Genomic DNA, 23961 nt, shown 5'->3' with positions numbered 1-23961 from the left:
GGGTCGAAGTGGAATTTCTATCGCAGGCAGAAGACTTTATAAAAACGAGCAGTTTGAAGGGTCCCTCGGGACCCTTCCTTTTTGCGCGGGTGCCGCCTCTGGCGCTGCCACCCGTTCAGATCGGCTTGCCCCAGTCCGCATCCTGCATCTCGCGCAGGCGGCTGGCGGTGCGCTCGAACTCGAAGGCCCCGGCACCCTCGACGTAGAGGCTCTCGGGCTCATCCACCGCGCTGGCGATCAGCTTCACCTTCGCCTCGTAGAGCGCATCCACCAGGGTCACGAAGCGCTTCGCCTCGTTGAAGTTGCCGCGTCCCAGCCGGGGAATGTCCTCGATCACCAGCACCCGCACCGCATCGGCCAGCGCAAGATAGTCCGCCGGACCCAGCGGCTGGCCGCAGAGATCGTAGAAGGAGGCCCGCGCCACGCCGTTCCAGTAGCGCGGCAGATCGACCTTGCGGGTCTTGATGTGCAGGGTCAGCACTTCCTCGTGGCCGTGGGTCAGCTCCTGCCAGACATGGTCGATCTTGGCCCGCGTCTCGGGGGTCACCGGGCAGAAATAGACCTGCGCCCCCTTCAGCCGGTCCTGCCGGTGATCCTTTTCCGAGACCAGCTCGCGCACCTCGAGCCGTTCCTTGATCTGCTTGATGAAGGGCAGGAAGAGCTGGCGGTTGAGACCATCCTTGTAGAGATCGTCGGGCACCCGGTTGGAGGTGGTCACCACCACCGTGCCCGCCGCGAAGAGCTGCTCGAAGAGCCGCCCGACCAGCATGGCGTCGCCGATGTCGGTGATCTGCATCTCGTCGAAGGCCAGCACCTTCACCGCGTCCGAGACCTTCTTGGCCATCGGCACCACCGGATCCTCGACCCCCTGCTCGCGCAGCCGGTGCAGCTCCGACTGCATCTCCTGCATGAAGGCATGGAAGTGCACCCGGCGCACCGGCACGTGCAGGCTCTCGACGAACATGTCCATCAGCATGGACTTGCCTCGGCCCACCCCGCCCCAGAGGTAGAGCCCCTTGGGCGGCTCGGGCGCCTTGCGGAAGAAGCCCTTCTTCACCGGCTTGGCAAGCTCGGCACGGATGCGTTCGAAATGGGGAAGCGCCTCTTCCTGCGCGGGATCGCGCAGCAGCAGGCCCTCGGCCACCTTCTCGTCGTAGAGGTCCATCAGCGTGGTCATGCACGCGCCATAGCGCGCCGCGCGGGGTTTGTGTAGAGCCTGCCGAGGGCGGGACGCGCCGCGGCGCCGCATTCATTCAGATCGGTGATGTTTTTCATCAACATCCACGAATTGACCCCGCGTTCATATCCCGTAAAGCTGCCGCGGCGCAGCAGGAGCCTCCCCAATGAGCCGCACCCCTCTCTTCACGCCCGTCCTCGTGGTGGGCTGTCTGATCATCCTGATCTCCTTCGCGATCCGCGCCAGCTTCGGCGTGTTCCAGATCCCGATCGCCGCGGAGTTCAACTGGCCGCGTGCCGAGTTCAGCCTCGCCATCGCCATCCAGAACCTCGCCTGGGGCATTGGTCAGCCGATCTTCGGCGCGATGGCCGAGAAGATCGGCGACCGCAAGGCGATCATCCTCGGCGCGCTGATCTACGCCGCGGGCCTCGTGCTTTCGAGCTTTGCCGTCAGCCCGGTGCAGCACCAGCTCTACGAGGTGCTGGTCGGCTTCGGCGTCGCGGGCACGGGCTTTGGCGTGATCCTCGCCGTCGTGGGCCGCGCCTCCTCCGACGAGAACCGCTCGATGAGCCTCGCCATCGCCACCGCGGCGGGCAGCGCCGGGCAGATCTTCGGCGCGCCGGTGGCCGAGTGGATGCTGGGCATGATGCCCTGGCAGCAGGTGTTCCTGGTGTTCACCGCCGCGATCCTCGCCGTGCTGCTGTTCCTGCCGCTGATGCGCGCCCCCGCCGCCAGCAAGGCCGAGCTCGAGGAAAGCATGGGCACGATCCTGAAGCGCGCCTTCCGCGACCCCTCGTTCTCGCTGATCTTCCTCGGGTTCTTCTCCTGCGGCTACCAGCTCGCCTTCGTCACCGCGCATTTCCCGGCCTTCGTTACCGAACTATGCAGCCCCATCGCCGCGGGCAGCGTGCTCGCCAACATCGGCATCACCAGCACCTCGGCGCTCGGCGCGCTGTCGATCGCGGTGATCGGCGTGGCCAATGTCGGCGGCACGCTGCTCGCTGGCTGGGCCGGCAAGCGCTGGCCGCGCAAGTACCTGCTGGCGCTGATCTACCTGGGCCGGACGATCACCGCCGCGCTGTTCATCATGCTGCCGATCACCCCGGTCAGCGTGCTGGTCTTCTCGGTGGTCATGGGCGCCCTCTGGCTGGCCACCGTGCCGCTGACCTCGGGTCTCGTCGCGCATCTCTACGGGCTGCGCTACATGGGCACGCTCTACGGGATCGTCTTCTTCAGCCACCAGCTCGGCGGCTTCCTCGGCGTCTGGCTGGGCGGGCGGATGTACGATGTCTACGGCGACTACACGCTGGTGTGGTGGATCGGCGTGGGTGTCGGCGCGCTGAGCGCCATCGTGCACCTGCCGGTGCGCGAGACGCCCCGCACGGCGGCGACCCAGCCGGCCTGAGGCCGGCCGGGCGCCGCGGTTTCCGCTTCAGCCGAACTCGCGCGCCAGCTCCTGCCCAAGCACGAGTCGCGCCACGTCGCGGGCGTGGGTGTGCGGCAGCCCGTGCCAGGCGTCCTCGATCAGCCGCTGCTCGACGTTGGGGTTCCACGACGCCAGCTGCTCCATGGTGCCGGCGGGCACCATGCGGTCCTGCCCGCCCCAGATCGCCTGCACGGGAATGCCCAGCCCGGCGATGCGCCGGTGCTGCGCCTCCTGCGGCTCCTGCAGGCAACCGCGCAGGCTCGACAGCACCGAGCGCACGTAGCCGCGCCGGTCGAGCTCGTCGAGGTGCAACTGGTCGATTTCGGGCACCTCGCTGCGGGTGTCGGAGCTTTCGATCACGTTCTGCCGGTGCGCCTTGGGAAAGACCAGGTGGAACAGCCAGTCGCCCAGCCCCCGGTTCTGCGCCGTCCAGTCGACGATCGGCGAGAGCTCGGACTCGATCCCCGCCGGCGCCAACAGCACCAGCCGCGAGACCCGCTCCGGCATCTCCGCGGCGAACTGCACCGCCACCATCGCGCCCAGCGAATAGCCCAGCAGGGTCATCGGCCCCTCGAGCTTCAGCGCCGCGAGCAGTTCGTGGAGCTGGCGAGTGAAGAAAGCCGGGGTCTGCAGCGCGCGGGGGCGGGCGGAATAGCCGCGGCCGTAGAGGTCGTAGATCAGCACCCGCTTGCCCTGCGCCACGAGATGGCGCGCCAGCGCGTGGAACACCGCGGCAGGGGCGGTCAGCCCGTGGATGCAGACCACCAGCTCGCCGCTTTCCGGGCCCGTCAGCACATAATGCGTGTCGCCCTGCGAAAGCCGGGCGAATTGACCGGGCGCCACCGAACGGTAGGTGTCATTGAGCGGCCGGCGGCGGAATTCCCCAATCCCCGGCAGTGCCACGAGCAGCGGGAGCGCCACGCCGAGCGCACCTAGCACATAGCTCATGCGGCGTCGCGCTCCGGCAGGAGCCCGTGGGAGATCAGGCTGCGTTCCCAGCCCTCCGGCCCCTCGAACAGATGCACCTGCCAGCCGCGCGCGGCGGCGGCGGCGATGTTCTCTGCCCGGTCATCAGTGAACAGCAGCCGCTCCGGCGCCACCCCGCTCTCGGCCTCGAGCCGCGCGTAGATCTCGGCGTCGGGCTTGATCACCCCCATGTGCCCCGAGATGAACCGGCGATCGAATTCCCCGAGGAACGGATAGGCCCTTTCGGCGACCTCGAAGGTGCCGATGCCGAAATTGCTCAGCGCGAAGACCGGCACGCCCCGCGCCCGGAGCGCCCGCAGCACCGCCACGGACTTCGGGATCTCCGGGCTCGCCAGCTCGATCCAGTTGTCGTGCCAATGCCGGACCTCGTCGTGCCAGTCCGGGTATTGCTCGGCCGCCGCATAGACGGTGCTTCGGAAGTCCTCGCCGCGATCGACCCTGTCATTCATACCGTGAAGGTCGATCTCGGCGAACATGGCCCGCCGGCGTTCCTCGCCCAGAAGGCGATCAAAGTATCGTTCGGGCTGCCACTCGATGAGCACGTTCCCGATGTCGAAGACAACAGCTTCGATTGTCATTTCCTAGTCCCCTGCAGCGCGCACCTCGCGCTCTAGTGCATTTAGGAAACGGGAGCGGTCATTCTTTGTAAAGCTCCGGCCTTTCCCGCTCTGGTAGAAAGGATCCGAAGCGCGGATATCTTGCATCAGGTCGCGCATCGCCAGCTGCGCGCCGATATTGCCGGGGGTGAAGATCTCGCCGTCCGGGCGCAGCACCCGCGCGCCGCCCTCGATGCAGCGCGCCGCCAGCGGGATGTCGTTGGTCACCACCACGTCGCCCCTGCCCGCGCGCTCGGCGATCCACATGTCGGCCTCGTCGGGCCCGGCGGCGACGGTGACCACCTCGACCAGCGGATTGCGCGAGGGGCGCAACCCGCCGTTCGACACCAGCACCATCGGCAGGCGGTGGCGGGTCGCCACGCGCTCCGCCTCCTCCTTCACCGGGCAGGCGTCGGCGTCGATGTAGAGCGTCACGCGTAGAGCGCCTCGGCGTGGAAGGCGATGTGCTCTTCCATGAAGGTCGAGACGAAGAAGTAGCTGTGGTCATAGCCCGGCTGGGTGCGGAAGCTGCCCGCCTGCCGCTTCGCCGCCATCGCCTCGGCCAGCGCCTCGGGCTTCAGCAGGTGCAGGAACTGGTCGCTGCCGCCCTGGTCGATCAGCACCGGCCCGTCGAAGCCTTTCTCGCGCATCAGCAGCGTCGCATCATGCGCCGCCCACTTGCTTTCATCCGCGCCAAGATAGGCGCCGAGCTGCTTGCGGCCCCAGTCGCTCTGCGTCGGGATGGTGATCGGCGCGAAGGCCGAGACCGAGCGGAAGCGGCCCGGCAGGCCCATCGCCAGCGTCAGCGCGCCATGGCCACCCATCGAGTGGCCGGTGATCGCCTGCCGCTCCATGTCGACAGAGAACTCCTGCCCGATCAGCGCCGGAAGCTCCTCGGCCACGTAGTCCCACATGCGGAAATGCGGCGCCCAGGGCGCCTCGGTGGCGTTGACGTAGAAGCCCGCGCCCTTGCCGAGGTCATAGGCCTCGTCGTCGGCCACCCCCTCGCCGCGCGGCGAAGTGTCGGGGAAGACCAGCGCCACGCCCGCCTCGGCGGCCCAAGCCTGCGCCCCGGCCTTGGTCATGGCGTTTTCATGCGTACAGGTGAGCCCCGAGAGGTACCACAGCACCGGCACCTCCATGTCCCTGGCGATCTCGGGCAGGAACAGACCGAAGGTCATGTCGCAGCCACAGGCCTCGGAGGCGTGGCTGTAGACGCCCTGCACGCCGCCGAAGCAGCGGTTCTCGGATATGGTTTCCATGGGGCACTCCTGTCTGCGCCAGTTCCGGTTCGGCCCAAGGGCTACCCCGCCAAGGCGCCGCCGCGCAAGGGAAAGACCGCCGGGTGGCAGGGACTCAATGGCTCAGGGATGCACCCAGGCGATCACCGCGCTGACGGTGACGATGCTCGCGACGGTCGAGATCAGGATCGCCGCCGAGACACGCTGCGGCGCGATGCCGTAGTGCTGCGCGAGGATGAAGACATTGCCCGCCACCGGCAGCGCCGCCGCCGAGACCATCACCGCCGCCTGGTAGCTGGTGACCGGGAAGAGAAAGAAGGCGCCGACGGCCACGAACCCCGGGTGCAGCACCAGCTTGCAGAAGCTCAGCCAGCCCGCCACCGCCAGCCGCTCGGCGCTCTTCGAGGCCAGCGAGGCGCCGATGGCAAAGAGCGCGCCCGGGGTCGCGGCATTGCCGAGGATGGCCAGGAACTCGGTGACCGGCGCGGGCAAGGGGATCCCCGAGGCCGAGACGCAGAGCCCCGCCGCGATCGAGACGATCATCGGGTTCTGCACCAGCCCCAGTCCGACGCGCTTTAGCATGGTGGGCGAGATGCGCCCCTCGCGCGAGCCGGTGACGAGGATGACCAGCAATGTCGAAAAGACGATGAGGTCGATCGACAGCATCAGGATGATCGGCCCCACCGCCGCCTGCCCCAGCAGCACCGCCAGCATCGGCACCCCGAGAAAGCCGGTGTTGCCGATCGCCGCGCATTGCGCCTCGATCGCCGTGGTCTGCACGTCCTGCCGCCGGATCAAGCCGACCACCGTGGCCACCGCGTAGACCGCCGTGGTGCCGAAGAGATAGGCCGAGGCCACACGCGGATCGAAGATCTCGGAGATCGACAGCGTCGCGGAAAAGCGGAAGAGCATCGCCGAGAGCGCGAAGTAGAAGACGAAGCGGGTGATCGCCGCAACGGACTGCTCGGAGAAGAACCTGATCCGCGCGGCCCCGTACCCGAGGCCGATCAGCGCGAAGAAGGGAAGAACCTTGAGAAAGACGGCGAGCATGTACCGGGGTCAGATGGCCGCGCGGGCGCTCAGACCTTGCCCTCGAAATCCTTGTGCACGTAGCGCGCATCGCAGTAGGGGCATTCGACGACGCCGGTGTCATGCGGCACCGAAAGCCAGACGCGCGGGTGGCCAAGTGCTCCCTCGCCGCCGTCACAGGCGATGCGGTAGCTGTCGACGAGTTTGGTCTCGGGCGCCTCGGTGGCCATGCTCCGGTTCCCTTTTCACTGGCTTTGCACTACCTGCGTTATGAGACAAGTCAGGCTAAGGAGCAAGGCTCGGCATGAGTGACGACGCGATCCGCATCGAGGGGCTGCGCAAGACCTACGCAGGTGGCAAGCAGGCACTGAAGGGCATCGACCTAAACGTGCCGCAGGGCTCGATCTTCGGCCTGCTCGGCCCCAACGGGGCGGGCAAGTCGACGCTGATCAACATTCTCGCCGGGCTGGTGGTGAAGAGCGCCGGCAAGGTGTCGATCTGGGGCTGGGACCAGGACCGCAACCCGCGCCAGTCGCGCGCCTCGATCGGGGTCATGCCGCAGGAGCTGAACCTCGACCCGTTCTTCACCCCGCGCGGCGCGCTCGAGGTGCAGGCCGGGCTCTACGGCGTGCCGAAGCGCGACCGCCGCACCGAGGAGATCCTCGAACTGGTGGGGCTGGAGGACAAGGCCGAGGCCTATGCGCGCACGCTCTCGGGCGGCATGCGCCGCCGGCTGCTGCTCGGCAAGGCGCTGGTGCACCACCCGCATATCCTGGTGCTGGACGAGCCCACGGCCGGGGTCGACATCGAGCTGCGGCAGATGCTCTGGCGCAACGTGCGGCGGCTCAACCGCGAGCGCGGCATGACCATCATCCTCACCACCCACTACCTCGAGGAGGCCGAGGAGATGTGCGACGAGATCGCCATCATCAACCATGGCGAGGTGGCGGCGCGCGACAGCACGGTGAACCTGCTGGGCAACATCGACGCCAAGACCATGGTGATCACCCCCGAGGACATGCCCGAGGTGCTGCCCGAGGCCCCCGGCATCAAGGCCGAGCGCCGCGACGGCGGGCTGATCGCGCTCAGCTACAAGGCGCGCGAGACCTCGGCCGAGGACGTGCTGACCCTCGTGCGCGAGCGCGGCATCCGCCTGCGCGACGTGCGCACCGAGCAGGCCGACCTCGAGGATGTCTTCCTCGAGCTGACCCGCAGCCGCCCCGCCGCCTGAAGGGCGCCTCCGGCGAGACATTTTCCGAAAGCATGAAAGGGCGGCGCCGGAACCCCGGCGGCGCCCCATTCGGGGCCCCGGCACGTGGGCCCTGCAAGGGCGCCGCGCCCCCGCCTTCTTCTCTTTGAAAATACGCCCGCCGGAGGCGGTCCGGCGCAGGCCGCCAGCGCGGCCCCGGGTCAGCCGTGCTCGAGCATCCGCCCCAGCGGACGGCCGGCGAGGATGTGCACGTGCAGGTGCGGCACCTCCTGCACCCCCTCGGCCCCGGCGTTGGAAATCAGCCTGAAGCCGTTCGCCGCCAAGCCTTCCATCTCGCAGACCTTGCCGATGGTGCGGGTGTAATCGAGGATCTCGGCGTCCGAGGCGTTCTGCGCGAAATCGTCGTAGCAGACGTAGGCGCCCTTGGGGATCACCAGCACGTGCACCGGCGCCTGCGGGCGGATATCGCGGAAGGCAAGGCTGTGCTCGGTCTCGAGCACCGTGTTGTTGGGGATCTCGCCCCGCAGGATCTTCGCGAAGATGTTCTGGTCGTCGTAGCTGTAGGCCATGGGAAACCCTCAATCGGAATAGAGTTGGTCGTCGGAGACGATCTGCCGGGCCACGCCCGGCGAGACCGAAAGGAACGCTGCCAGCGCCTGCGCCTGCGCCTCGCGCGGGTCGCGCTCGCGCAGGTGCAGGTGGCCCGGCAGCTGCGCATCGCGCAGCGCGTCGCTCTCGCGCAGGATATCGTTGCGGACCGCCGGCACCAGCCGCGCCATCGCGGTCTCGGAGGTGCGCGCCCCCGCCAGCCCGATGCGGCTGGCGTGCCCCGCAAGAAAGGCGTCCGAGAAGGCGCAATCGATCTGCAGGATACGCGTGGTGGCGCGGTCGCGGCAGAAATCCTCGATCAGGTCGAGGTTGCCCGGATCGAGGCAGATCACCAGCCGCTCGCAGTCGTAGAAATCGTAGAGCATGCGCATCAGCGCGCGGCGGTGGCGGTGGCGCTTGTCCATGGTCGACTGGATGCCGCCGAGGTCCGGCAGCGGGCAGCTCTCCTCGTTGAACAGGTAGTCGATGCAGGGCAGATCCGTGGCATCGCGGATATGGCCGATCAGCCGTTTCGCCACGTGCCATTTCTTGCTGACCACGATCAGCAGCTCGCGCTCGCGCCCGAGCGAGCTTTCGGTCTCCCAGAAGCGCGGCGCGAAGCGGTGGCCGTCGCGCCCCTTCTCGGTCAGGAAGCGGTAGAGCGACCGCCCCTCGCCGGAGATCTGGAAGGCCACGCGCTCCGAGGAATAGAGCACCCCGAGCCGCCGTTTCAGGTCGAGCGCGCCGGGGCTGATCTTGCGGGCGAAGAGGTAGTCCTGCGCCAGCAGCAGGTCGTAGTGGTCGTTGTAGAAGGTCACCGGCATCCCGTAGTCCGAGAACATCAGGAAGGTCAGCGTGCGGTTCTCGATCTCGCGCTCGGGCACCAGATGGCGCACCAGCGTCTGGAAGAAGGTCTCGTCGGGGATCCAGGTGCCGCGGAAGAAGCGCATGACGTCGGGGCGCCCGGCGATGAACTTCAGGATCGCCTCGACCGTGCGGCGGCGCAGGCACCACCATTGCGAGCCGATCATCACCTCGAGGTCGGCGGGGATCTTGCGCTTCAGCCCGAGCCGTTTCTGCAGCTCGAACATCGCGTAGAAGCGCCGCTTCTGGGTGCGCTCGTTGAAGACGTGGCGGTAGATCAGCCGCTCTTCGGTCCAGCCGGTCTTGATCCAGCCGGAGGTGAAGAAGTCGACGCTCTCGATATAGTCGGCCTCGCGCGCGTCGAGCATCTCATGGGCGTATTCGGCGGTCTTGATCGCCATGCAGTCGCCCGAGACCATGTAGACATGCGTGGCGCGCGGGAAGCGCTCGAGCGCCGCCTCCACCGCGTTCAGCGTCGCCTGCACCAGCGACCAGGCGCCCCAGCCGCATTTCACCCGCCGCGCGAAGGTCACGTTGGGATTGTCCGCGAGGGCGGCACGGATCCGTTCGAAATCGGCGCGCGGGGCGCCGGCATCGAAATGGATCGCCATGCAGTCGCCGACGGCGGTCAGGCTCTGCGCCTGCTTGATGATCGCCTCGGGATCCTTGTGGCACAGCAATATGAAGGCAATCTTCGCCAAAGGATGAGGTCCGCCCAATTTTCGCCCGCTTCTTCACCTTTACCCCGGCGAAGACATTGAACAGGCCGATGTCTTTTGCTTTTTTGCATGTCCAATGAGCCCGCGACAAGCCGGGCGGTTCGAGGAGCGGGCAGTATGGGATTTCCGGGCACATGGATGACCGAGAGCGAAAGCATGGTCTATCGCGTGGTGCCGAAATGCGCCTGCTCGACGATCGGCCAGATCATGTATCACTCGGACCATGGCGACTTCTACGACGGCGACATCCATGATGCGGCGCAGGGCCTGCACAAATGGGCCCGCGACGAGAGCCAGGGCCCGATCCGCGCCAACGTGAAGAGCCACAGCGCCTATGCGTTCACCGCCGTGCGCAACCCCTACAGCCGCATCCTGTCGAGCTTCTTCGACAAGATCTGCGGAATACAGCGCAACGGCAACCGCTACCGTGGCAACCTCGTGCCGCTGCTGGTGCAGAAATACGGGATCGAGGTCGGCGGGCCGGACGGCAAGGAAGAGTTCGACCAGATCCGCTCGTTCCGCCGCTTCCTGCTGTTCGCCCGCGACACCATCCGCTGGCGTCGCCCGATGGATCCCGACATTCACTGGTCGGCCATGTCCGGGCACGTCTCGACCTTCATCGTCAACGGCGGGCGCTACGACCGCATCTTCTGGACCGAGAAATTCGACGAAGGCATGCAGGGCGTGCTGGACCGGGTGCAGACCCGCCATCCGGTCGACTTGTCGGCGATCCCGCGCTTCAACGAATCCGAGGGCCACGGACCGAAGCGCGCGCACCCCGTGGAAGACTACTTCGACGACCTGTCGATGCATCTGGTCTACGAGATCTACAAGCGCGACTTCGAGCTCTTCCGCTACGATTTCGAGACCCCGGCGAACAAGATGCCGATCGGAGAGATCGACCTCGACGAGGTGCACGCCAAGCTCGGCGACTGAGCCTCAGACCTCGAGTTCTTCCGAGGGGATCATCGGGAAGAACTCCCCCGAGGACCACAGGCCGAACCAGCGCGCGCCGTCATGCTCGTGGTGCGCGCCCAGCTCGACCAGCCGGTAGAAGCTCTTGCGGTCGATCAGCGCCTCGAGATTGCGCCGCACGAGGACGTAGGGCGAGGGCTCGCCGGTCTCGGGGTCGCGCACCACGCGGATCGGATGCTCGGGCCCCGCGACGGCGAAGTCGCCCACATGGGTCTGGAAGGTCAGCACCTGCGACTCGCCCGTGCCCTCTGCCTCGAAGTCGGTGGCGACGAAGGGGGCGTCATCGACGGTGATTCCGACCATCTCGACCGGGGTGACGAGGAAGTATTTCCCGTCATCTTTGCGCAAAATCGACGAAAACAGCTTCACCAGTTCGAAGCGCCCGATCGGCGTTCCGAGGTAGAACCACGTGCCATCGCGCGCGATCCGCATGTCCAGATCGCCACAAAACGGCGGATTCCAGTGCTCGACCGGCGGCAAACCGCGCCCCGAAGCGGCGCGTGCTGCAGCAGCAATGCCGTCAGCCGAGGGTGTCACGTAATTTTGTGTGCGCATTGCTTTTGCCATTTTTCACCCCCGCGATACACTCGGTTCGGTACAGCATTTACGCAAGGGAGTCTCCCCCATGGCCGAAGACCTGGTTGCCGAGATCGAGGCGCTGGAAGAAAAGCTCGCCGAAGCCAAGTCGGCGATCACCCGGCGCTTCATCGGGCAGGAACGGGTCGTCGACCTGACCCTTGCCGCGCTGCTCTGCGGCGGCCATGCGCTGCTGATCGGCCTGCCCGGCCTTGGCAAGACGCGGCTGGTGGAAACCCTGTCGACGGTCATGGGCCTCAATGGCAACCGCGTGCAGTTCACCCCCGACCTGATGCCCGCCGACATCCTCGGCTCCGAGGTGCTGGAGACCGCCACGGACGGCAGCCGCGCCTTCAAGTTCCTGCCCGGCCCGATCTTCTGCCAGTTGCTGATGGCCGACGAGATCAACCGCGCCTCGCCGCGTACCCAGTCGGCGCTGCTGCAGGCCATGCAGGAGAAATCGGTGACCATCGGCGGCGAAACGCGCAGCCTCGAGCTGCCGTTCCACGTGCTCGCCACGCAGAACCCGATCGAGCAGGAGGGCACCTACCCGCTGCCCGAAGCGCAACTCGACCGCTTCCTCGTGCAGATCGACGTGGCCTATCCCGACCGCAAGACGGAAAAGGACATCCTGCTCGCCACCACCGGCACCGAGGAGGCCATGGCGCATCAGGTCTTCGATCCGGCGACGCTGATGGCCGCCCAGCACCTGCTGCGCCGCATGCCCGTGGGCGACGCGGTGGTCGAGATGATCCTCGACCTGGTGCGCGCCTTCCGGCCCGGCGACCCCTCGGCCTCGGCCCGGGTGAAGGACACGGTCGCCTGGGGCCCGGGCCCGCGCGCGGCACAGGCGCTGATGCTGACGGTGCGCGCCCGCGCCCTGCTGCAGGGCCGGCTCGCCCCCTCGCCCGAGGACGTGATGGACATGGCCCGCCCGGTGCTGGTGCACCGCATGGCGCTGACCTTCTCGGCCCGCGCCCGCGGCGAGGACCTGGGCAGCATCATCGACGAGGTCTGCGGCACGCTCGAGCCCTCCGAGGCCGCCGCTTGATCACCCCTATCGCCCAGCTCCGGCAGAGCGCGCAGGAAGAGGCCACCCGTTTCCCGGCCCTGCTGGCCCGTGCCGAACACCTCGCGGGCACCGTCCTGCTGGGCGAGCACGGGCGGCGGCGCTCGGGGCTCGGCGACGACTTCTGGCAATACCGTCCGCTGCGCCCCGGCGACACCTACCGCTCAATCGACTGGCGGCGCTCGGGCCGCGGCGACGAGCAATATGTACGCGAGCGCGAGTGGCAGATCGCGCAGAGCGTGCAGCTCTGGGTCGATTCCGGCGCCTCGATGCGCTTCTCCTCGCACAAGGACCTGCCGACCAAGGGCGATCGCGCCCGACTGGTCGCGCTGGCCGCCTCGATCCTGCTGATCCGCGGCGGTGAACGGGTCGGCTTCACCGGCTGGTCGCTGCCGCCGCGCAACGGCGACATCCAGGTGCTGCGCCTCGCCGAGGCGCTGACCAAGGACGGCGACGAGGATTATTCCCAGCCCGAGGCGCGCGGCATCATCCCCCACGCGCGGGCGATGTTCGTGTCGGATTTCCTCGGCGATCTCGATCCGATGGAGGCCGCGCTGACCAAGGCCGCCGACCGCGGGGTGCGCGGGGTTCTGCTGCAGGTGCTCGACCCGTCGGAAGAAAGCTTCCCGTTCAAGGGCCGCACGATTTTCGAAAGCGTTGGCAAGACCTTGGCCCATGAGACCCTGAAGGCGGGCGATCTGCGCGAGCGCTACCTCGAGCGTCTGGCCGAACGAAAAGCGCGGCTTGACCACCTATCTCGCTTAACCGGTTGGCAATTTCTGTGCCATCATACCAGTGACAGCGCGCAGAACGCCCTGCTCTGGGTCTACCGCGCGATGGACGGAGGTCATTGATGACCGTTCTCGGCCCCTTGGGCTTCACCGCCCCCTGGCTGCTGCTTGGATTGCTGGCCCTGCCGGTGCTCTGGGTGATCCTGCGCGCCGTGCCCCCGGCGCCGATCCGTCGGATGTTCCCCGGCGTGGTGCTGCTGCTCGGGCTGAAGGATGACGATCAGGTCACCGACCGCACGCCGTGGTGGCTTTTGCTGCTGCGCATGCTGGCGGTGGCGGCGGTGATCATCGGCCTCGCCGGGCCGATCCTGAACCCCGAGGATGAGGCGCAGGGCGCCGGCACCGGCCCGCTGCTGGTGGTGATGGATGCCAGCTGGTCCTCCGCCGCCGACTGGCGCGCCCGGCAGGCGGCGCTCGACGCGCTGCTCTCCCGCGCCGAGCGCGAAGCGCGCCCCGTCGCCGTGCTGCGCCTGACCGATCCCGAGGTGCCGCAGTTCCAGCAGGCCGCCGTGCTGCGCGCCCGCCTCACCGGCCTGCAGCCCGAACCCTGGGAGCCGGGCGAGGCACATGTCACCCGCGCGCTGTCGATGCTGCCCGCCGGTGATTTCGACAGCTACTGGATGTCCGACGGGCTCGCCCGCGACAGCCGCGAGCCGATGCTCGATGCGCTGATGGACCACGGGCAGGTCACCGTCTTCCAGAGCCCGCGCAACCTGACCGCCCTGCTGCCGCCGCGCTTCGAGGATGGCCACGTGCAGCTCACCGCCCGCCGTCTGCACGCGGGGAGCGCGCGCGAGATCTCCATCGCTGCGCACGGGCTCGACCCGGCGGGCAACCCCACCGTGCTGGTCCGCGCCCCGCTGACCTTCCCCGAGGGTGCCGACGAGGGTGCGCTGGACCTCTCGCTGCCCGCCGAGTTGCGCGCCCGCATCACCCGCTTCGAGATCGACGGTGCCCGCAGCGCCGGCGCGGTCAGCCTGCCCGACGACAGCCTGCGCCGCCGCGAGGTCGCGCTGATCGCCGGGAACGAGAACCGCGAGGGGCTCGAGCTGCTCTCGCCGCTCTACTACCTGCACAAGGCGCTGGAGGAGGATGTCGACCTTCTGGACGGCGCGCTCACCGAGGTGCTGCCCGCCAACCCCGACGTCATCGTGCTGGCCGACGTGGCCACGCTCGGCCCGGGCGAGGAAGAGGGCGTGGCCGACTGGGTCGAGAAGGGCGGCACGCTGCTGCGCTTCGCCGGGCCCCGGATCGCCGCCTCGGACCTCTCGCGCGACCGCGAGGACCCGCTGATGCCGGTGCGGCTTCGCGCCGGCGGGCGCTCGGTCGGCGGCGCGATGAGCTGGGGCGAGCCGAAATCCCTGGCCCCCTTCCCCGAAGGCAGCCCCTTCGAAGGGCTCGCCATCCCCGAGGACGTGACCGTCACCAGCCAGGTCATGGCCCAGCCCGATCCCACGCTGGCCGAGCGGGTCATTGCCCAGCTCAGCGACGGCACGCCACTGGTCACCCGCAAGCGCGTCGGCGCCGGGCAGGTGGTGCTGTTCCATGTCACCGCCAATGCCGAATGGTCGACGCTGCCGCTCTCGGGGCTCTTCGTGCAGATGCTCGAACGGCTGGCGATCTCGGCCATGCCCGCCACCCCCGAACCCGGCGAACTGGTCGGCACCATCTGGCAGCCGATCCGCGTGCTCGACGGCTTCGGCGCGGTGGTCGATGCCGGCACCCTGCCCGGCGTGCCCGGCGAGTCGCTGCTGACCGCCGACCTCGGCCCCGAGCTGCGCCCCGGCCTCTACCAGGGCGAGGAGCGCAGCCTCGCGCGCAACGTGGTGACACCCGACAGCGTGCTGCAGCCCGCCATCTGGCCCGACACCGTGCCGGTCGAGGGCCTCAGCCGCCCGCAGGAAACCCCGCTCGCCGGCTGGCTGCTGGCACTGGCCATCGCGCTGCTTCTGGCCGACGTGATCGCCTCGCTGGCGCTCTCGGGCCGGCTGCGCGGCGCCCGCCCCAGCGCGCCCGGCACCACCGCCGTGCTTCTGGCGCTGGTGCTCGGCCCGCTGGCCGCCCCCGGGACGGCGCAGGCGCAGGGCGCTCCCTCGGCCCAGGCCGACGCCTTCGCCGAGGCCGCCACCGCCGAGGTCACCCTCGCCCATGTCATCACCGGCGACGCGCAGCTAGACGAGCTGGCGCAGAACGGCCTGCGCGGCCTGTCGGAGACGCTCTACTACCGCACCTCGGTCGAGCCCGCCGAGCCCATGGCGGTGAACCTCGAGAGCGACGAGCTGGCCTTCTTCCCGCTGCTCTACTGGCCGATCACGCCGTCGCAGCCGACCCCTTCCCCCGCCGCCTACGCCAAGCTCAACGAGTACCTGCGCTCGGGCGGGATGATCCTCTTCGACACGCGCGATGCCGACGTGGCGGGCTTCGGCGCCGCCTCGCCCGAGGGCCGCAAGCTGCGCGAGCTGGCCGCCCCGCTCGACATTCCGCCGCTGGAGCCGGTGCCGCAGGACCACGTGCTGACCCGCACCTTCTACCTGCTGCAGGACTTCCCCGGCCGCTACGCCAGCCGCGACGTCTGGGTCGAGGCCGCGCCGCCCGATGCCGAAATGGTCGAGGGCATGCCCTTCCGCAACCTCAACGACAACGTCACCCCCGTGGTGATCGGCGGCAACGATTGGGGCGCAGCCTGGGCGGTGGACAACCGCGGCAACCCGCAGGTGCGCATCGGCTCGGGCTTCGCCGGCGAGCGCCAGCGCGAGATCGCCTACCGCTTCGGGGTCAACCTCGTGATGCACGTGCTGACCGGCAACTACAAATCCGACCAGGTCCATGTGCCCGCGCTGCTCGACAGGCTCGGCCAATGACCGGTTCCACGACAACCGGAAGAGCCGAGACCGGTAGGACTGAGACTGGTCGGACTGAGGCTGGCAGGACTGCGGCAAGTAGCACTGAGGCCAACAGACCTGAAACCGGCGCAAGGAACGGACTGCACATATGACCGGCGAGATCGTCTTCGACCCGCTCCTGCCCTGGCCCGTGATCTGGGCGCTGGGGGCCGTGTCCCTGGCCTCCGTGGCGCTGGCGCTCTGGCGCGGCATGCCGGGCTGGGCGCTGCGCTTCTTCGCCGGGGTCGTGCTGGTGGCGGCGCTCACCCAGCCATCGTTCCAGGAAGAGGACCGTGCCCCGCTCTCCGACATCGTGCTGCTGCTCGAGGACCAGAGCGCCTCGCAGCGGCTCGGCGACCGGCTGGAGACCACCTCTGAGACCGCCGACGCGCTCGAGGCGCGCATCGCCGCCCGCCCCAATACCGAGGTTCGCCGCATCACCGTCCCTGACGGCGCGGGCGACAGCGGCACCCTGCTGATGACCGCCCTGTCGGAGGCGCTCGCCGAGGAGCCGCGCGGCCGCGTCGCGGGGATCTTCCTGCTGTCGGACGGGCGGCTGCACGATCTCGAACGTGCGCCCTCGCTGCCCGCCCCGATGCACCTGCTGCTGACCGGGCATGACACAGACTGGGACCGCCGCCTCATCGTGAAGAACGCCCCGGCCTTCGCCATCCTCGGCGAGCCGGTGACCCTCACCCTGCGGATCGAGGACGACGGCGCCGCACCGCAGGAGACCGAGACCGAACTGCAGATCTCCGTCGACGGCGGCGAGCCCGAGGGCTTCCGCGCGCCGCTGGGCCAAGACATCGAGCTGCCGGTCACCCTGCCGCACGGCGGGCTCAACGTGATCCAGTTCACCGTGCCCGAGGGCGCGGGCGAGCTGACCGACCGCAACAACACCGCGCTGGTGCAGATCAACGGCGTGCGCGACCGGCTGCGCGTGCTGCTGGTCTCGGGCGAGCCGCATTCCGGCAGCCGCACCTGGCGCAACCTGCTGAAATCCGACAGCTCCGTCGACCTCGTGCATTTCACCATCCTGCGCCCGCCCGAGAAGCAGGACGGCGTGCCGGTCACCGAGCTGTCGCTGATCGCCTTCCCCACCCGCGAGCTCTTTCTCGAGAAGATCGAAGATTTCGACCTGATCATCTTCGACCGCTACAAGCGCCGCGGCATCCTGCCGGCCATCTACCTCGACAACGTCCGCAACTACGTCGAGAACGGCGGCGCGGTGCTGGTCGCCGCCGGGCCCGATTTCGCCAGCGCCGATTCCATCTACCGCTCGCCGCTGTCCGAGATCCTGCCCGCCGAACCCACCGCGCGGGTCATCGACCAAGGCTACCGCCCCACGGTCACCGACCTCGGCCAGCGCCACCCGGTCACCGCCGGCCTCACCGGGGCCGACAGCTGGGGCCGCTGGATGCGGCAGGTCGAAGTGCAGCCGAACGAGGACGCCGAGGTGCTGATGTCCGGTGCCGAGGACAAGCCGCTGCTGGTGCTCGACCGCATCGGCGAGGGCCGCGTGGCGCTCATCGCCTCGGACCAGGCCTGGCTCTGGTCGCGCGGCTTCGAGGGCGGCGGCCCGCAACTCGACCTGCTGCGGCGGCTGGCCCATTGGATGATGAAAGAGCCGGAGCTCGAGGAAGAGGCGCTCTGGGCCGAGGCCACGGGCAAGCGCATGCGCATCATCCGCCGCACGCTCGAGGACGGCGTGGGGGCGGTCACCGTGACCCGCCCCGATGGCACCGAGGAGAGCGTGCCCCTGCAGGAAGTCTCGCCCGGCCGCTTCGAGGCCGAATACGATGGCCCCGAGATCGGCCTCTACCGGCTCAAGGAAGGCGAGCAGGAGGCGGTGATCGGCCTTGGCCCCGCCGCGCCGCGCGAGTTCGAGCAGACCATCGCCAGCGGCGAAGCACTGGAGCCCGTGGTTGCCGCCCTCCGCGGCGGCGAAGCGCGGATCGAGGATGGTCTGCCGACCATCCGCGCCGTGGGCGCCGGGCGCCCCGCCGCCGGCCGCGGCTGGATGGGCATCACCCCGCGCGAGGCCTTCGAGACCATGGACGTGACCCGCATTCCGCTGCTGCCGGCCTGGCTGACGCTGCTTCTTGCGGCGGGCTTCATCGTCGGCGCCTGGCTGCGCGAGGGTCGGCGCTGAGCTACTCCAGCTCGAGCGCGCTGCGGCCCTCGGTCCACCCATCCGTCAGGCAGCGCGCCCGGATGTAGACCCGCGCCGTGCCCTCGGGGATGGCAACTCCGGACAGGCTGCGGGTGAAAGGCTGCTCGGTCTCATGCGGGTGAAAGAGCTCGCGCACGCCCAGCACGGTGCCGTCCTCGCTCTCGACCCGCCAGCCGTCGGCGTAATGGTCCCAGCCGGTGTCGGGATGGGCCAGTGTCACCGAGATGTCCCAGCGCTCGCCGCTGCGCGCGGCCCCGGCGGAGACGATCTCGGGCGGCGCGGCCCGGACAGGCGCAGCGCAGAGGCACAGGACGAAGGCAATCGGGGCTCGCATGGCGCGAGTATAGCGCAATTCCCTTCGAAGGGATTTGCAAAAGCCTCCCAAGGCTTTTCAGTCGTCCTCGCTGGTCAGCAGAACCTCGCGCGACTGCGAGGTGAACTCGCGCCGCAGGATCACCGTCAGGGTGATCAGAGCCGCCGCGATCAGCGGCCAGGAGCCCAGCAGCCAGGCGGTGGAGCCGATGCCGAAATAGACCGACCGCAACCCGCGGTTGTAGCTGCGCGCGGCGAAGATGTTGATCTCGGCGGCCTTGGCCGCGCGGGTATAGGCCAGCGGGCTGTCGTCGTTGGGCACCGAGCCCATCAGCACCGAGCAATAGCCGAACAACCGGTTCGACCAGACGAACTTCAGAAAGGCATTGGCGGCGAAGGCGAGGATCAGCAGCAGCTTCGCCTCCCAGACGATCACCGGCGAGTCGCCCCCCGTCGACAGGTCCTCGGCGACGCCGCGCACCTGGTCGGGGTTGCCCAGCAGCGCGAAGATGCCGCCGATGGCGATCATCGAGGTCGAGGCGAAGAAAGCGGTGCTCTGGCGCAGGCTGCCGACGATCTGGGAATCGAAGATGCGCGGCTGGCGGGTGACGAAATGCTTCATCCATTGCCGCCGGTAGAGCGCCATGAGCTTGGTCACCGAGGGGCGGCGCTTCGGCGGATGCTCGATCAGCCAGGAGCTGCCCAGCCAGCAGAGCAGCAGCAGCACGACACCGGTGAGATCGACCGGCGAGAAATAGTAGAAGGGATCGAGCGTCGGCAGCATGGTCAGAACGGCTTGGCCACGACCAGCCACAGGATGGCGATCGTGCCCACCACGCTGATCTCGTTGAAAATGCGCAGGAACATGTCAGACTCGCGGAACTCGCCGCGCTTGGCGCGACCGACCAGGACCCCGGTCCAAACGTAGTGCGCCGCTAGCAGCACCACGAGGCCGATCTTGGCATGCAACCACGCCGGGAAGCCCCAGAGCACCCCGAGCCATAGCCCGGTGATCACCGCGATCACCGCCAGACCCGACGAGAAGCGGTAGAGCCGGTAAGTCAGATCGCCTAGGGGGCCGAACGCCCCGGTCTTCGCGAAGTCGCGTTTCCAGTAGATGAGCGCGCGCGGCACGGCGAAGATGGAGGTCATCCACCCCATGACGCAAAGAATGTGAATGATCTTCAGCCAGGTCATGGGGTTCACCTGCTATCATTCCTCTGCGCCGCGCAAGATGCCGTGGCGCGCACCGCGCGGCGGCGTGGCAAAAACGCTTGGCTGCCGGCGGAATTGGTTATATGAGTTTACCAATTCGAGGAGGAGACCCCGATGCAGATGCCAGCCCCCGATGCAAGCATCCTCGCGCGCAAGGACCAGATCGTCGCACGCCTGAGGGAGGTCTTGCCCGACGATGCGGTGATCTCGGAGCTGTCCGAGACCCGTGCCTATGAATGCGACGCGCTCACCGCCTACCGCTGCCCGCCGCTCTGCGCGGTGCTGCCCTCCTCGACCGAAGAGGCCTCGGCGGTGCTGAAGATCTGCCATGAGGAAGGCGTGCCCGTCGTGCCGCGCGGCTCCGGCACCTCGCTGGCGGGCGGCGCGCTACCGACCGCCGACAGCGTGATCCTCGGCGTGGCGAAGATGAACCGCGTGCTCGAGACCGATTACGCCAACCGGATCATCCGCGTGCAGACCGGGCGCACCAACCTCTCGGTCAGCGGCGCGGTGGCCGAGGAAGACTTCTTCTACGCCCCCGACCCCTCCTCGCAGCTCGCCTGCGCCATCGCCGGCAATATCGCGATGAACTCGGGCGGGGCGCATTGCCTGAAATACGGCGTGACCACCAACAACCTCATGGGCGTGACCATGGTGCTGATGGACGGCACGGTGATCGAGCTCGGCGGCGCGCATCTCGACGCGCCGGGGCTCGATCTGCTGGGCGTCATCTGCGGCTCCGAAGGCCAGCTCGGCGTGGTCACCGAGGCCACCCTGCGCATCCTGCGCAAGCCCGAGGGCGCGCGGCCGGTGCTCATGGGCTTCGCCGCCAACGAGGTCGCCGGGGAATGCGTGTCCGACATCATCAAGGCGGGCGTGCTGCCGGTGGCGATCGAGTTCATGGACCGCCCCTGCATCGAGGCCTGCGAGGCTTTTGCCCACGCGGGCTACCCCATGTGCGAGGCGCTGCTGATCGTCGAGGTCGAAGGCTCCGAGGCCGAGATCGCTGAGCAGCTCGAAAAGATCATCGAGATCGCCAAGCGCCACAACCCCGTCGAACTGCGCGAGGCGCGGGACGAGGACGAGGCGGGCCGCATCTGGCTCGGCCGCAAGTCCGCCTTCGGCGCCATGGGGCAGATCAACGACTACATGTGCCTCGACGGCACGATCCCGGTCTCCTCGCTGCCCTACGTGCTGCGGCGGATCGGCGAGATGTCGCAGGAGTTCGGCCTGAAGGTCGCCAATGTCTTCCACGCCGGCGACGGCAACATGCATCCGCTGATCCTGTTCAACGCCAACGAGGAAGGCCAGCTCGAGCTCTGCGAGCGCTTCGGGGCGGAGATCCTGAAACTCTGCGTCGAGGTCGGCGGCTGCCTGACCGGCGAGCACGGCGTGGGGATCGAGAAGCGCGACCTCATGCACTCGCAATACGCACGCGCCGACCTCGAGGCGCAGATGGCGGTGAAGGACGTCTTCGATCCGCAGTGGCTGCTCAACCCCGCCAAGGTGTTCCCGCTGGACGCCTCGGAAAGCCGCCGCACTCTCGCAATCGCCGCCGAGTGAGGCGCCGGGGCGTGCCCCGCACCCAGAACAAGGCGGGGGCGCTGCCCCCGTACCCCCGGGATATTTTGATCTAGACGAAGTGGCATGAGACCAGAGACCGAAAAAGAGCTGGCCGAGGCAATCCTTGGCGCAAATGGAGCGCTTGCGATCCGGGGCGGCGGCACTCGCGCCATCGGCACGGCAGAGGGAGAGCCGCTGGAGACCGGCGGGCTGTCGGGAATCACGCTCTACGAGCCGGGCGCGCTGACGCTGGTGGCCGGGGCGGGCACGCCGCTCGCCGAGGTCGAGGCGGCGCTCGACGCCGAGAACCAGCGGCTGGCCTTCGAGGTGCCGGACATGCGCGGGCTGCTCGGCACGCAGGGGGACAGCACGCTGGGCGGCATTGTCGCCGCCAATGCCTCGGGGCCGCGGCGCATCGCCGCCGGCGCCTGCCGGGATTTCCTGCTGGGCGTACGCTTCGTCGACGGGGCCGGCACCGTGGTGTCGAACGGCGGGCGGGTGATGAAGAACGTCACCGGCTACGACCTGGTCAAGCTGATGGCCGGCAGCCATGGCACGCTTGGCGTGCTGACCGAGGTAAGCTTCAAGGTGCTGCCGAAGCCCGAGGCCGCCGCGACTTTGGTGCTGCACGGGCTGCCGGAGGTCGAGGCGGTGGCGGCGATGGCAACGGCGCTCGGCGCGCCCTACGACGTCACCGGCGCGGCGCATGATCCGGCGGCGCAGCGCACCTGTCTGCGCATCGAGGGCTTCGCGCGCTCGGTCGCCTACCGGCTGGCGCAGCTGAAGGCGCTCTTCCCCGGGCGCGAGATCACCGAGGAGACCGATCCCGGCGCCGTGGCGGCGCTCTGGGCCGGGGTGCGCGACGTGGTGCCGCTTCAAGGGCGCGCGGGGGATGTCTGGCGCATCTCCTGCAAACCCTCGGACGCGCCCGGGCTGGCCGAAACGCTCGAGGCCGAGGCAGTGCTCTACGACTGGGGCGGCGGGCTGGTCTGGGCGCTGCTGCCCGAGGGCACCGAAGTCCGCAGCCGGCTCGGCGGCGTCGCGGGCCATGCCACCCGGGTCCGCGGCACGGGCAGCGCGCCGGCCTTCCACCCCGATCCCGCCCCCGTCGCCGCGCTCGCCGAGGGGCTGCGCCGCCGCTTCGACCCGCGCGGGGTGCTGAACCCCGGGCTGATGGCGTGACCCGAGCGAGCTGAGGACCAAGACATGCAGACCACCTTCACCCCCGACCAGCTTCGCGATCCGGGCACGCAGCGGGCCAACGAGATCCTGCGCTCCTGCGTGCACTGTGGCTTTTGCACCGCCACCTGCCCGACCTACCAGGTGCTGGGCGACGAGCTCGACAGCCCGCGCGGGCGCATCTACCTGATCAAGGACATGCTCGAGAACGAGCGCGTGCCGGACGCCAAGACCGTCGGGCACATCGACCGCTGCCTCTCGTGCCTGTCGTGCATGACCACCTGCCCCTCGGGCGTGCATTACATGCACCTCGTGGATCATGCGCGCGCCTATATCGAGAAGACTTACACCCGCCCCTGGCATGATCGCGCGCTGCGCTGGATGCTGGCACAGGTCATCCCGCACCCGATGCGCTTTCGTGTGGCGCTGGCGCTGGCCAAGCTGGGCCGTCCCTTCGCCGGGCTGCTGCCCGACCCGCGGCTGAAGGCGATGCTGCAGATGGCACCGAAGCGCATCCCGGCGGTCAGCCGCAACGACGATCCGCAGAGCTTTGCCCCCGTGGCACCGAAGCGCAAGCGCGTGGCGCTGATGACCGGCTGCGCACAGAAGGCACTGAACACCGACATCAACGACGCCACCATCCGGCTGCTGCGGCGGCTCGGCTGCGAGGTGGTGGTGGCCAAGGGCGCCGGCTGCTGCGGCGCGCTCACCCACCACATGGGGCGGGAGAAGGACGCCCACGGCTCGGCCGAGGCCAATATCCACGCCTGGACCGGCGAGATGCAGGGGGACGGGCTCGATGCCATCGTCATCAACACCTCGGGCTGCGGCACCACGGTGAAGGACTACGGCCACATGTTCCGCAACGGCCCGCTGGCCGAGGCGGCGGCGCAGGTCTCGGCGAAGGCGATGGACATCAGCGAGCTGCTGCGCGATCTGGAAATTCCGGAAGGCGCACCCAAGGACCTGTGCGTCGCCTATCACGCCGCCTGCTCGCTGCAACACGGGCAGAAGGTGAAATCCGCGCCCAAGGACCTGCTGAAGCGCGCCGGTTTCGAAGTGGTCGAGCCCGCCGACAGCCACCTCTGCTGCGGCAGCGCCGGCACCTACAACCTGCTGCAGCCGGAGATCTCCAAACAGCTGCGCGACCGCAAGGTGCAGACGCTGGAGGCCAAGGCACCGCAGCTCATCGCCGCGGGCAATATCGGCTGCATGATGCAGATCGGCTCGGGCACCGGGCTGCCGGTGGTGCATACGGTCGAGCTGCTCGACTGGGCCACCGGCGGGCCGAAACCGCGCGCGCTGGAGGCGCTCGGCTGACGCCGGCAGCCCCGCTCAAGCGCCCCAATTTCGCCCCAGACTCTGCCTAGCGTGACGGAGCGAACAGGG

The 23961-nt window shown here is 68.6% G+C and carries 23 protein-coding genes; 10 read left to right on the top strand and 13 right to left on the bottom strand.

Annotated elements, in window-relative coordinates; all coding sequences use genetic code 11:
* Window positions 1-115 precede the first annotated feature (115 nt).
* Complete coding sequence (gene zapE / locus LC039_RS11070) at window positions 116-1177, bottom strand: cell division protein ZapE (protein ID WP_226624110.1); 1062 nt, start codon at window positions 1175-1177, stop codon at window positions 116-118.
* A 166-nt stretch (window positions 1178-1343) separates the two neighbouring features.
* Between zapE and LC039_RS11065 the strand changes: the two genes are divergently transcribed.
* Window positions 1344-2582 (top strand): MFS transporter, encoded by a 1239-nt coding sequence (locus tag LC039_RS11065; protein ID WP_226624108.1) that lies wholly within the window; start codon window positions 1344-1346, stop codon window positions 2580-2582.
* 27 nt (window positions 2583-2609) lie between these two features.
* Here the strand turns inward: LC039_RS11065 and LC039_RS11060 are convergent, their stop codons facing one another.
* From LC039_RS11060 to LC039_RS11035, 6 genes are all read right to left on the bottom strand, one after another.
* Window positions 2610-3551: an alpha/beta fold hydrolase gene (locus tag LC039_RS11060; protein ID WP_226624103.1), complete on the bottom strand. Its 942-nt coding sequence runs from the start codon at window positions 3549-3551 to the stop codon at window positions 2610-2612.
* A complete protein-coding gene (locus tag LC039_RS11055) occupies window positions 3548-4168 on the bottom strand; it encodes an HAD family hydrolase (protein ID WP_226624102.1) in 621 nt (206 codons plus the stop codon). The genes LC039_RS11060 and LC039_RS11055 overlap by 4 nt, the downstream gene beginning before the upstream one ends.
* Before the next feature lie 3 nt (window positions 4169-4171).
* On the bottom strand, window positions 4172-4621 hold the full coding sequence (locus LC039_RS11050; protein ID WP_226624101.1) for a YaiI/YqxD family protein: 450 nt from the start codon (window positions 4619-4621) through the stop codon (window positions 4172-4174).
* Window positions 4618-5448 (bottom strand): S-formylglutathione hydrolase, encoded by an 831-nt coding sequence (gene fghA, locus LC039_RS11045; RefSeq protein ID WP_226624100.1) that lies wholly within the window; start codon window positions 5446-5448, stop codon window positions 4618-4620. Before fghA ends, LC039_RS11050 begins: the two co-directional genes overlap by 4 nt.
* A gap of 102 nt (window positions 5449-5550) precedes the next feature.
* Entirely contained in the window at window positions 5551-6477 is a 927-nt protein-coding gene (locus LC039_RS11040; RefSeq protein WP_226624099.1) for an AEC family transporter, read from the bottom strand.
* Window positions 6478-6506: 29 nt separating this feature from the next.
* Window positions 6507-6686, bottom strand: a complete 180-nt coding sequence (locus LC039_RS11035; protein WP_226624097.1) for a zinc-finger domain-containing protein — start codon at window positions 6684-6686, stop codon at window positions 6507-6509.
* A gap of 74 nt (window positions 6687-6760) precedes the next feature.
* Between LC039_RS11035 and LC039_RS11030 the strand changes: the two genes are divergently transcribed.
* The gene (locus tag LC039_RS11030; protein WP_226624096.1) at window positions 6761-7687 is read left to right on the top strand and encodes an ABC transporter ATP-binding protein; all 927 of its coding nucleotides are present in this window, start codon (window positions 6761-6763) and stop codon (window positions 7685-7687) included.
* 179 nt (window positions 7688-7866) lie between these two features.
* Here the strand turns inward: LC039_RS11030 and LC039_RS11025 are convergent, their stop codons facing one another.
* Together LC039_RS11025 and LC039_RS11020 are read right to left on the bottom strand one after the other, a co-directional pair.
* Window positions 7867-8235, bottom strand: coding sequence for a histidine triad nucleotide-binding protein (locus tag LC039_RS11025; protein ID WP_226624094.1), 369 nt, complete (start codon window positions 8233-8235; stop codon window positions 7867-7869).
* Between the two features lie 9 nt (window positions 8236-8244).
* Entirely contained in the window at window positions 8245-9819 is a 1575-nt protein-coding gene (locus LC039_RS11020; protein ID WP_226624092.1) for a DUF5928 domain-containing protein, read from the bottom strand.
* Window positions 9820-9954: 135 nt separating this feature from the next.
* Here LC039_RS11020 and LC039_RS11015 point away from each other — a divergent pair, with 135 nt between their 5' ends.
* Complete coding sequence (locus LC039_RS11015) at window positions 9955-10773, top strand: sulfotransferase family protein (protein WP_226624090.1); 819 nt, start codon at window positions 9955-9957, stop codon at window positions 10771-10773.
* A gap of 3 nt (window positions 10774-10776) precedes the next feature.
* On the opposite strand, the gene LC039_RS11010 is transcribed toward LC039_RS11015, so the two are convergent.
* Window positions 10777-11367: a DUF1285 domain-containing protein gene (locus LC039_RS11010; RefSeq protein WP_226624088.1), complete on the bottom strand. Its 591-nt coding sequence runs from the start codon at window positions 11365-11367 to the stop codon at window positions 10777-10779.
* Window positions 11368-11437: 70 nt separating this feature from the next.
* Here LC039_RS11010 and LC039_RS11005 point away from each other — a divergent pair, with 70 nt between their 5' ends.
* The 4 genes from LC039_RS11005 (at window position 11438) to LC039_RS10990 (ending at window position 18282) form a co-directional block, all read left to right on the top strand.
* Window positions 11438-12439: an AAA family ATPase gene (locus LC039_RS11005; protein ID WP_226624087.1), complete on the top strand. Its 1002-nt coding sequence runs from the start codon at window positions 11438-11440 to the stop codon at window positions 12437-12439.
* Window positions 12439-13311 carry a DUF58 domain-containing protein gene (locus tag LC039_RS11000; protein ID WP_413463833.1) on the top strand — a complete coding sequence of 291 codons (873 nt, stop codon included), beginning with the start codon at window positions 12439-12441 and terminating at the stop codon, window positions 13309-13311. The genes LC039_RS11005 and LC039_RS11000 overlap by 1 nt, the downstream gene beginning before the upstream one ends.
* On the top strand, window positions 13311-16109 hold the full coding sequence (locus LC039_RS10995) for a DUF4159 domain-containing protein (protein ID WP_226624083.1): 2799 nt from the start codon (window positions 13311-13313) through the stop codon (window positions 16107-16109). The genes LC039_RS11000 and LC039_RS10995 overlap by 1 nt, the downstream gene beginning before the upstream one ends.
* 130 nt (window positions 16110-16239) lie before the next feature.
* The gene (locus LC039_RS10990) at window positions 16240-18282 is read left to right on the top strand and encodes a glutamine amidotransferase (RefSeq protein WP_226624081.1); all 2043 of its coding nucleotides are present in this window, start codon (window positions 16240-16242) and stop codon (window positions 18280-18282) included.
* A 1-nt stretch (window position 18283) separates the two neighbouring features.
* Here the strand turns inward: LC039_RS10990 and LC039_RS10985 are convergent, their stop codons facing one another.
* The 3 genes from LC039_RS10985 to LC039_RS10975 are packed head-to-tail and all read right to left on the bottom strand — an operon-like array spanning window position 18284 to window position 19812.
* Window positions 18284-18637 (bottom strand): hypothetical protein, encoded by a 354-nt coding sequence (locus tag LC039_RS10985; RefSeq protein ID WP_226624080.1) that lies wholly within the window; start codon window positions 18635-18637, stop codon window positions 18284-18286.
* A gap of 57 nt (window positions 18638-18694) precedes the next feature.
* Window positions 18695-19399 (bottom strand): DUF599 domain-containing protein, encoded by a 705-nt coding sequence (locus LC039_RS10980; RefSeq protein ID WP_226624078.1) that lies wholly within the window; start codon window positions 19397-19399, stop codon window positions 18695-18697.
* A 2-nt stretch (window positions 19400-19401) separates the two neighbouring features.
* Window positions 19402-19812, bottom strand: coding sequence for a CopD family protein (locus LC039_RS10975; protein WP_226624076.1), 411 nt, complete (start codon window positions 19810-19812; stop codon window positions 19402-19404).
* A 132-nt stretch (window positions 19813-19944) separates the two neighbouring features.
* Between LC039_RS10975 and LC039_RS10970 the strand changes: the two genes are divergently transcribed.
* The 3 genes from LC039_RS10970 to glcF all read left to right on the top strand — a co-directional run bounded on the left by LC039_RS10970 (window position 19945) and on the right by glcF (window position 23892).
* Window positions 19945-21393 (top strand): FAD-linked oxidase C-terminal domain-containing protein, encoded by a 1449-nt coding sequence (locus LC039_RS10970; RefSeq protein WP_226624075.1) that lies wholly within the window; start codon window positions 19945-19947, stop codon window positions 21391-21393.
* A gap of 84 nt (window positions 21394-21477) precedes the next feature.
* A complete protein-coding gene (locus LC039_RS10965) occupies window positions 21478-22575 on the top strand; it encodes an FAD-binding protein (protein WP_226624074.1) in 1098 nt (365 codons plus the stop codon).
* A gap of 24 nt (window positions 22576-22599) precedes the next feature.
* Window positions 22600-23892 carry a glycolate oxidase subunit GlcF gene (gene glcF / locus LC039_RS10960; RefSeq protein WP_226624073.1) on the top strand — a complete coding sequence of 431 codons (1293 nt, stop codon included), beginning with the start codon at window positions 22600-22602 and terminating at the stop codon, window positions 23890-23892.
* The last annotated feature ends 69 nt before the right edge of the window (window positions 23893-23961 follow it).

Source organism: Alloyangia pacifica (assembly GCF_020524285.1).
Lineage (GTDB): Bacteria > Pseudomonadota > Alphaproteobacteria > Rhodobacterales > Rhodobacteraceae > Salipiger > Salipiger pacificus_B.
The sequence above is the reverse complement of the archived record's forward strand: the minus strand, read 5'-3'. Positions and strand labels throughout refer to the sequence as shown.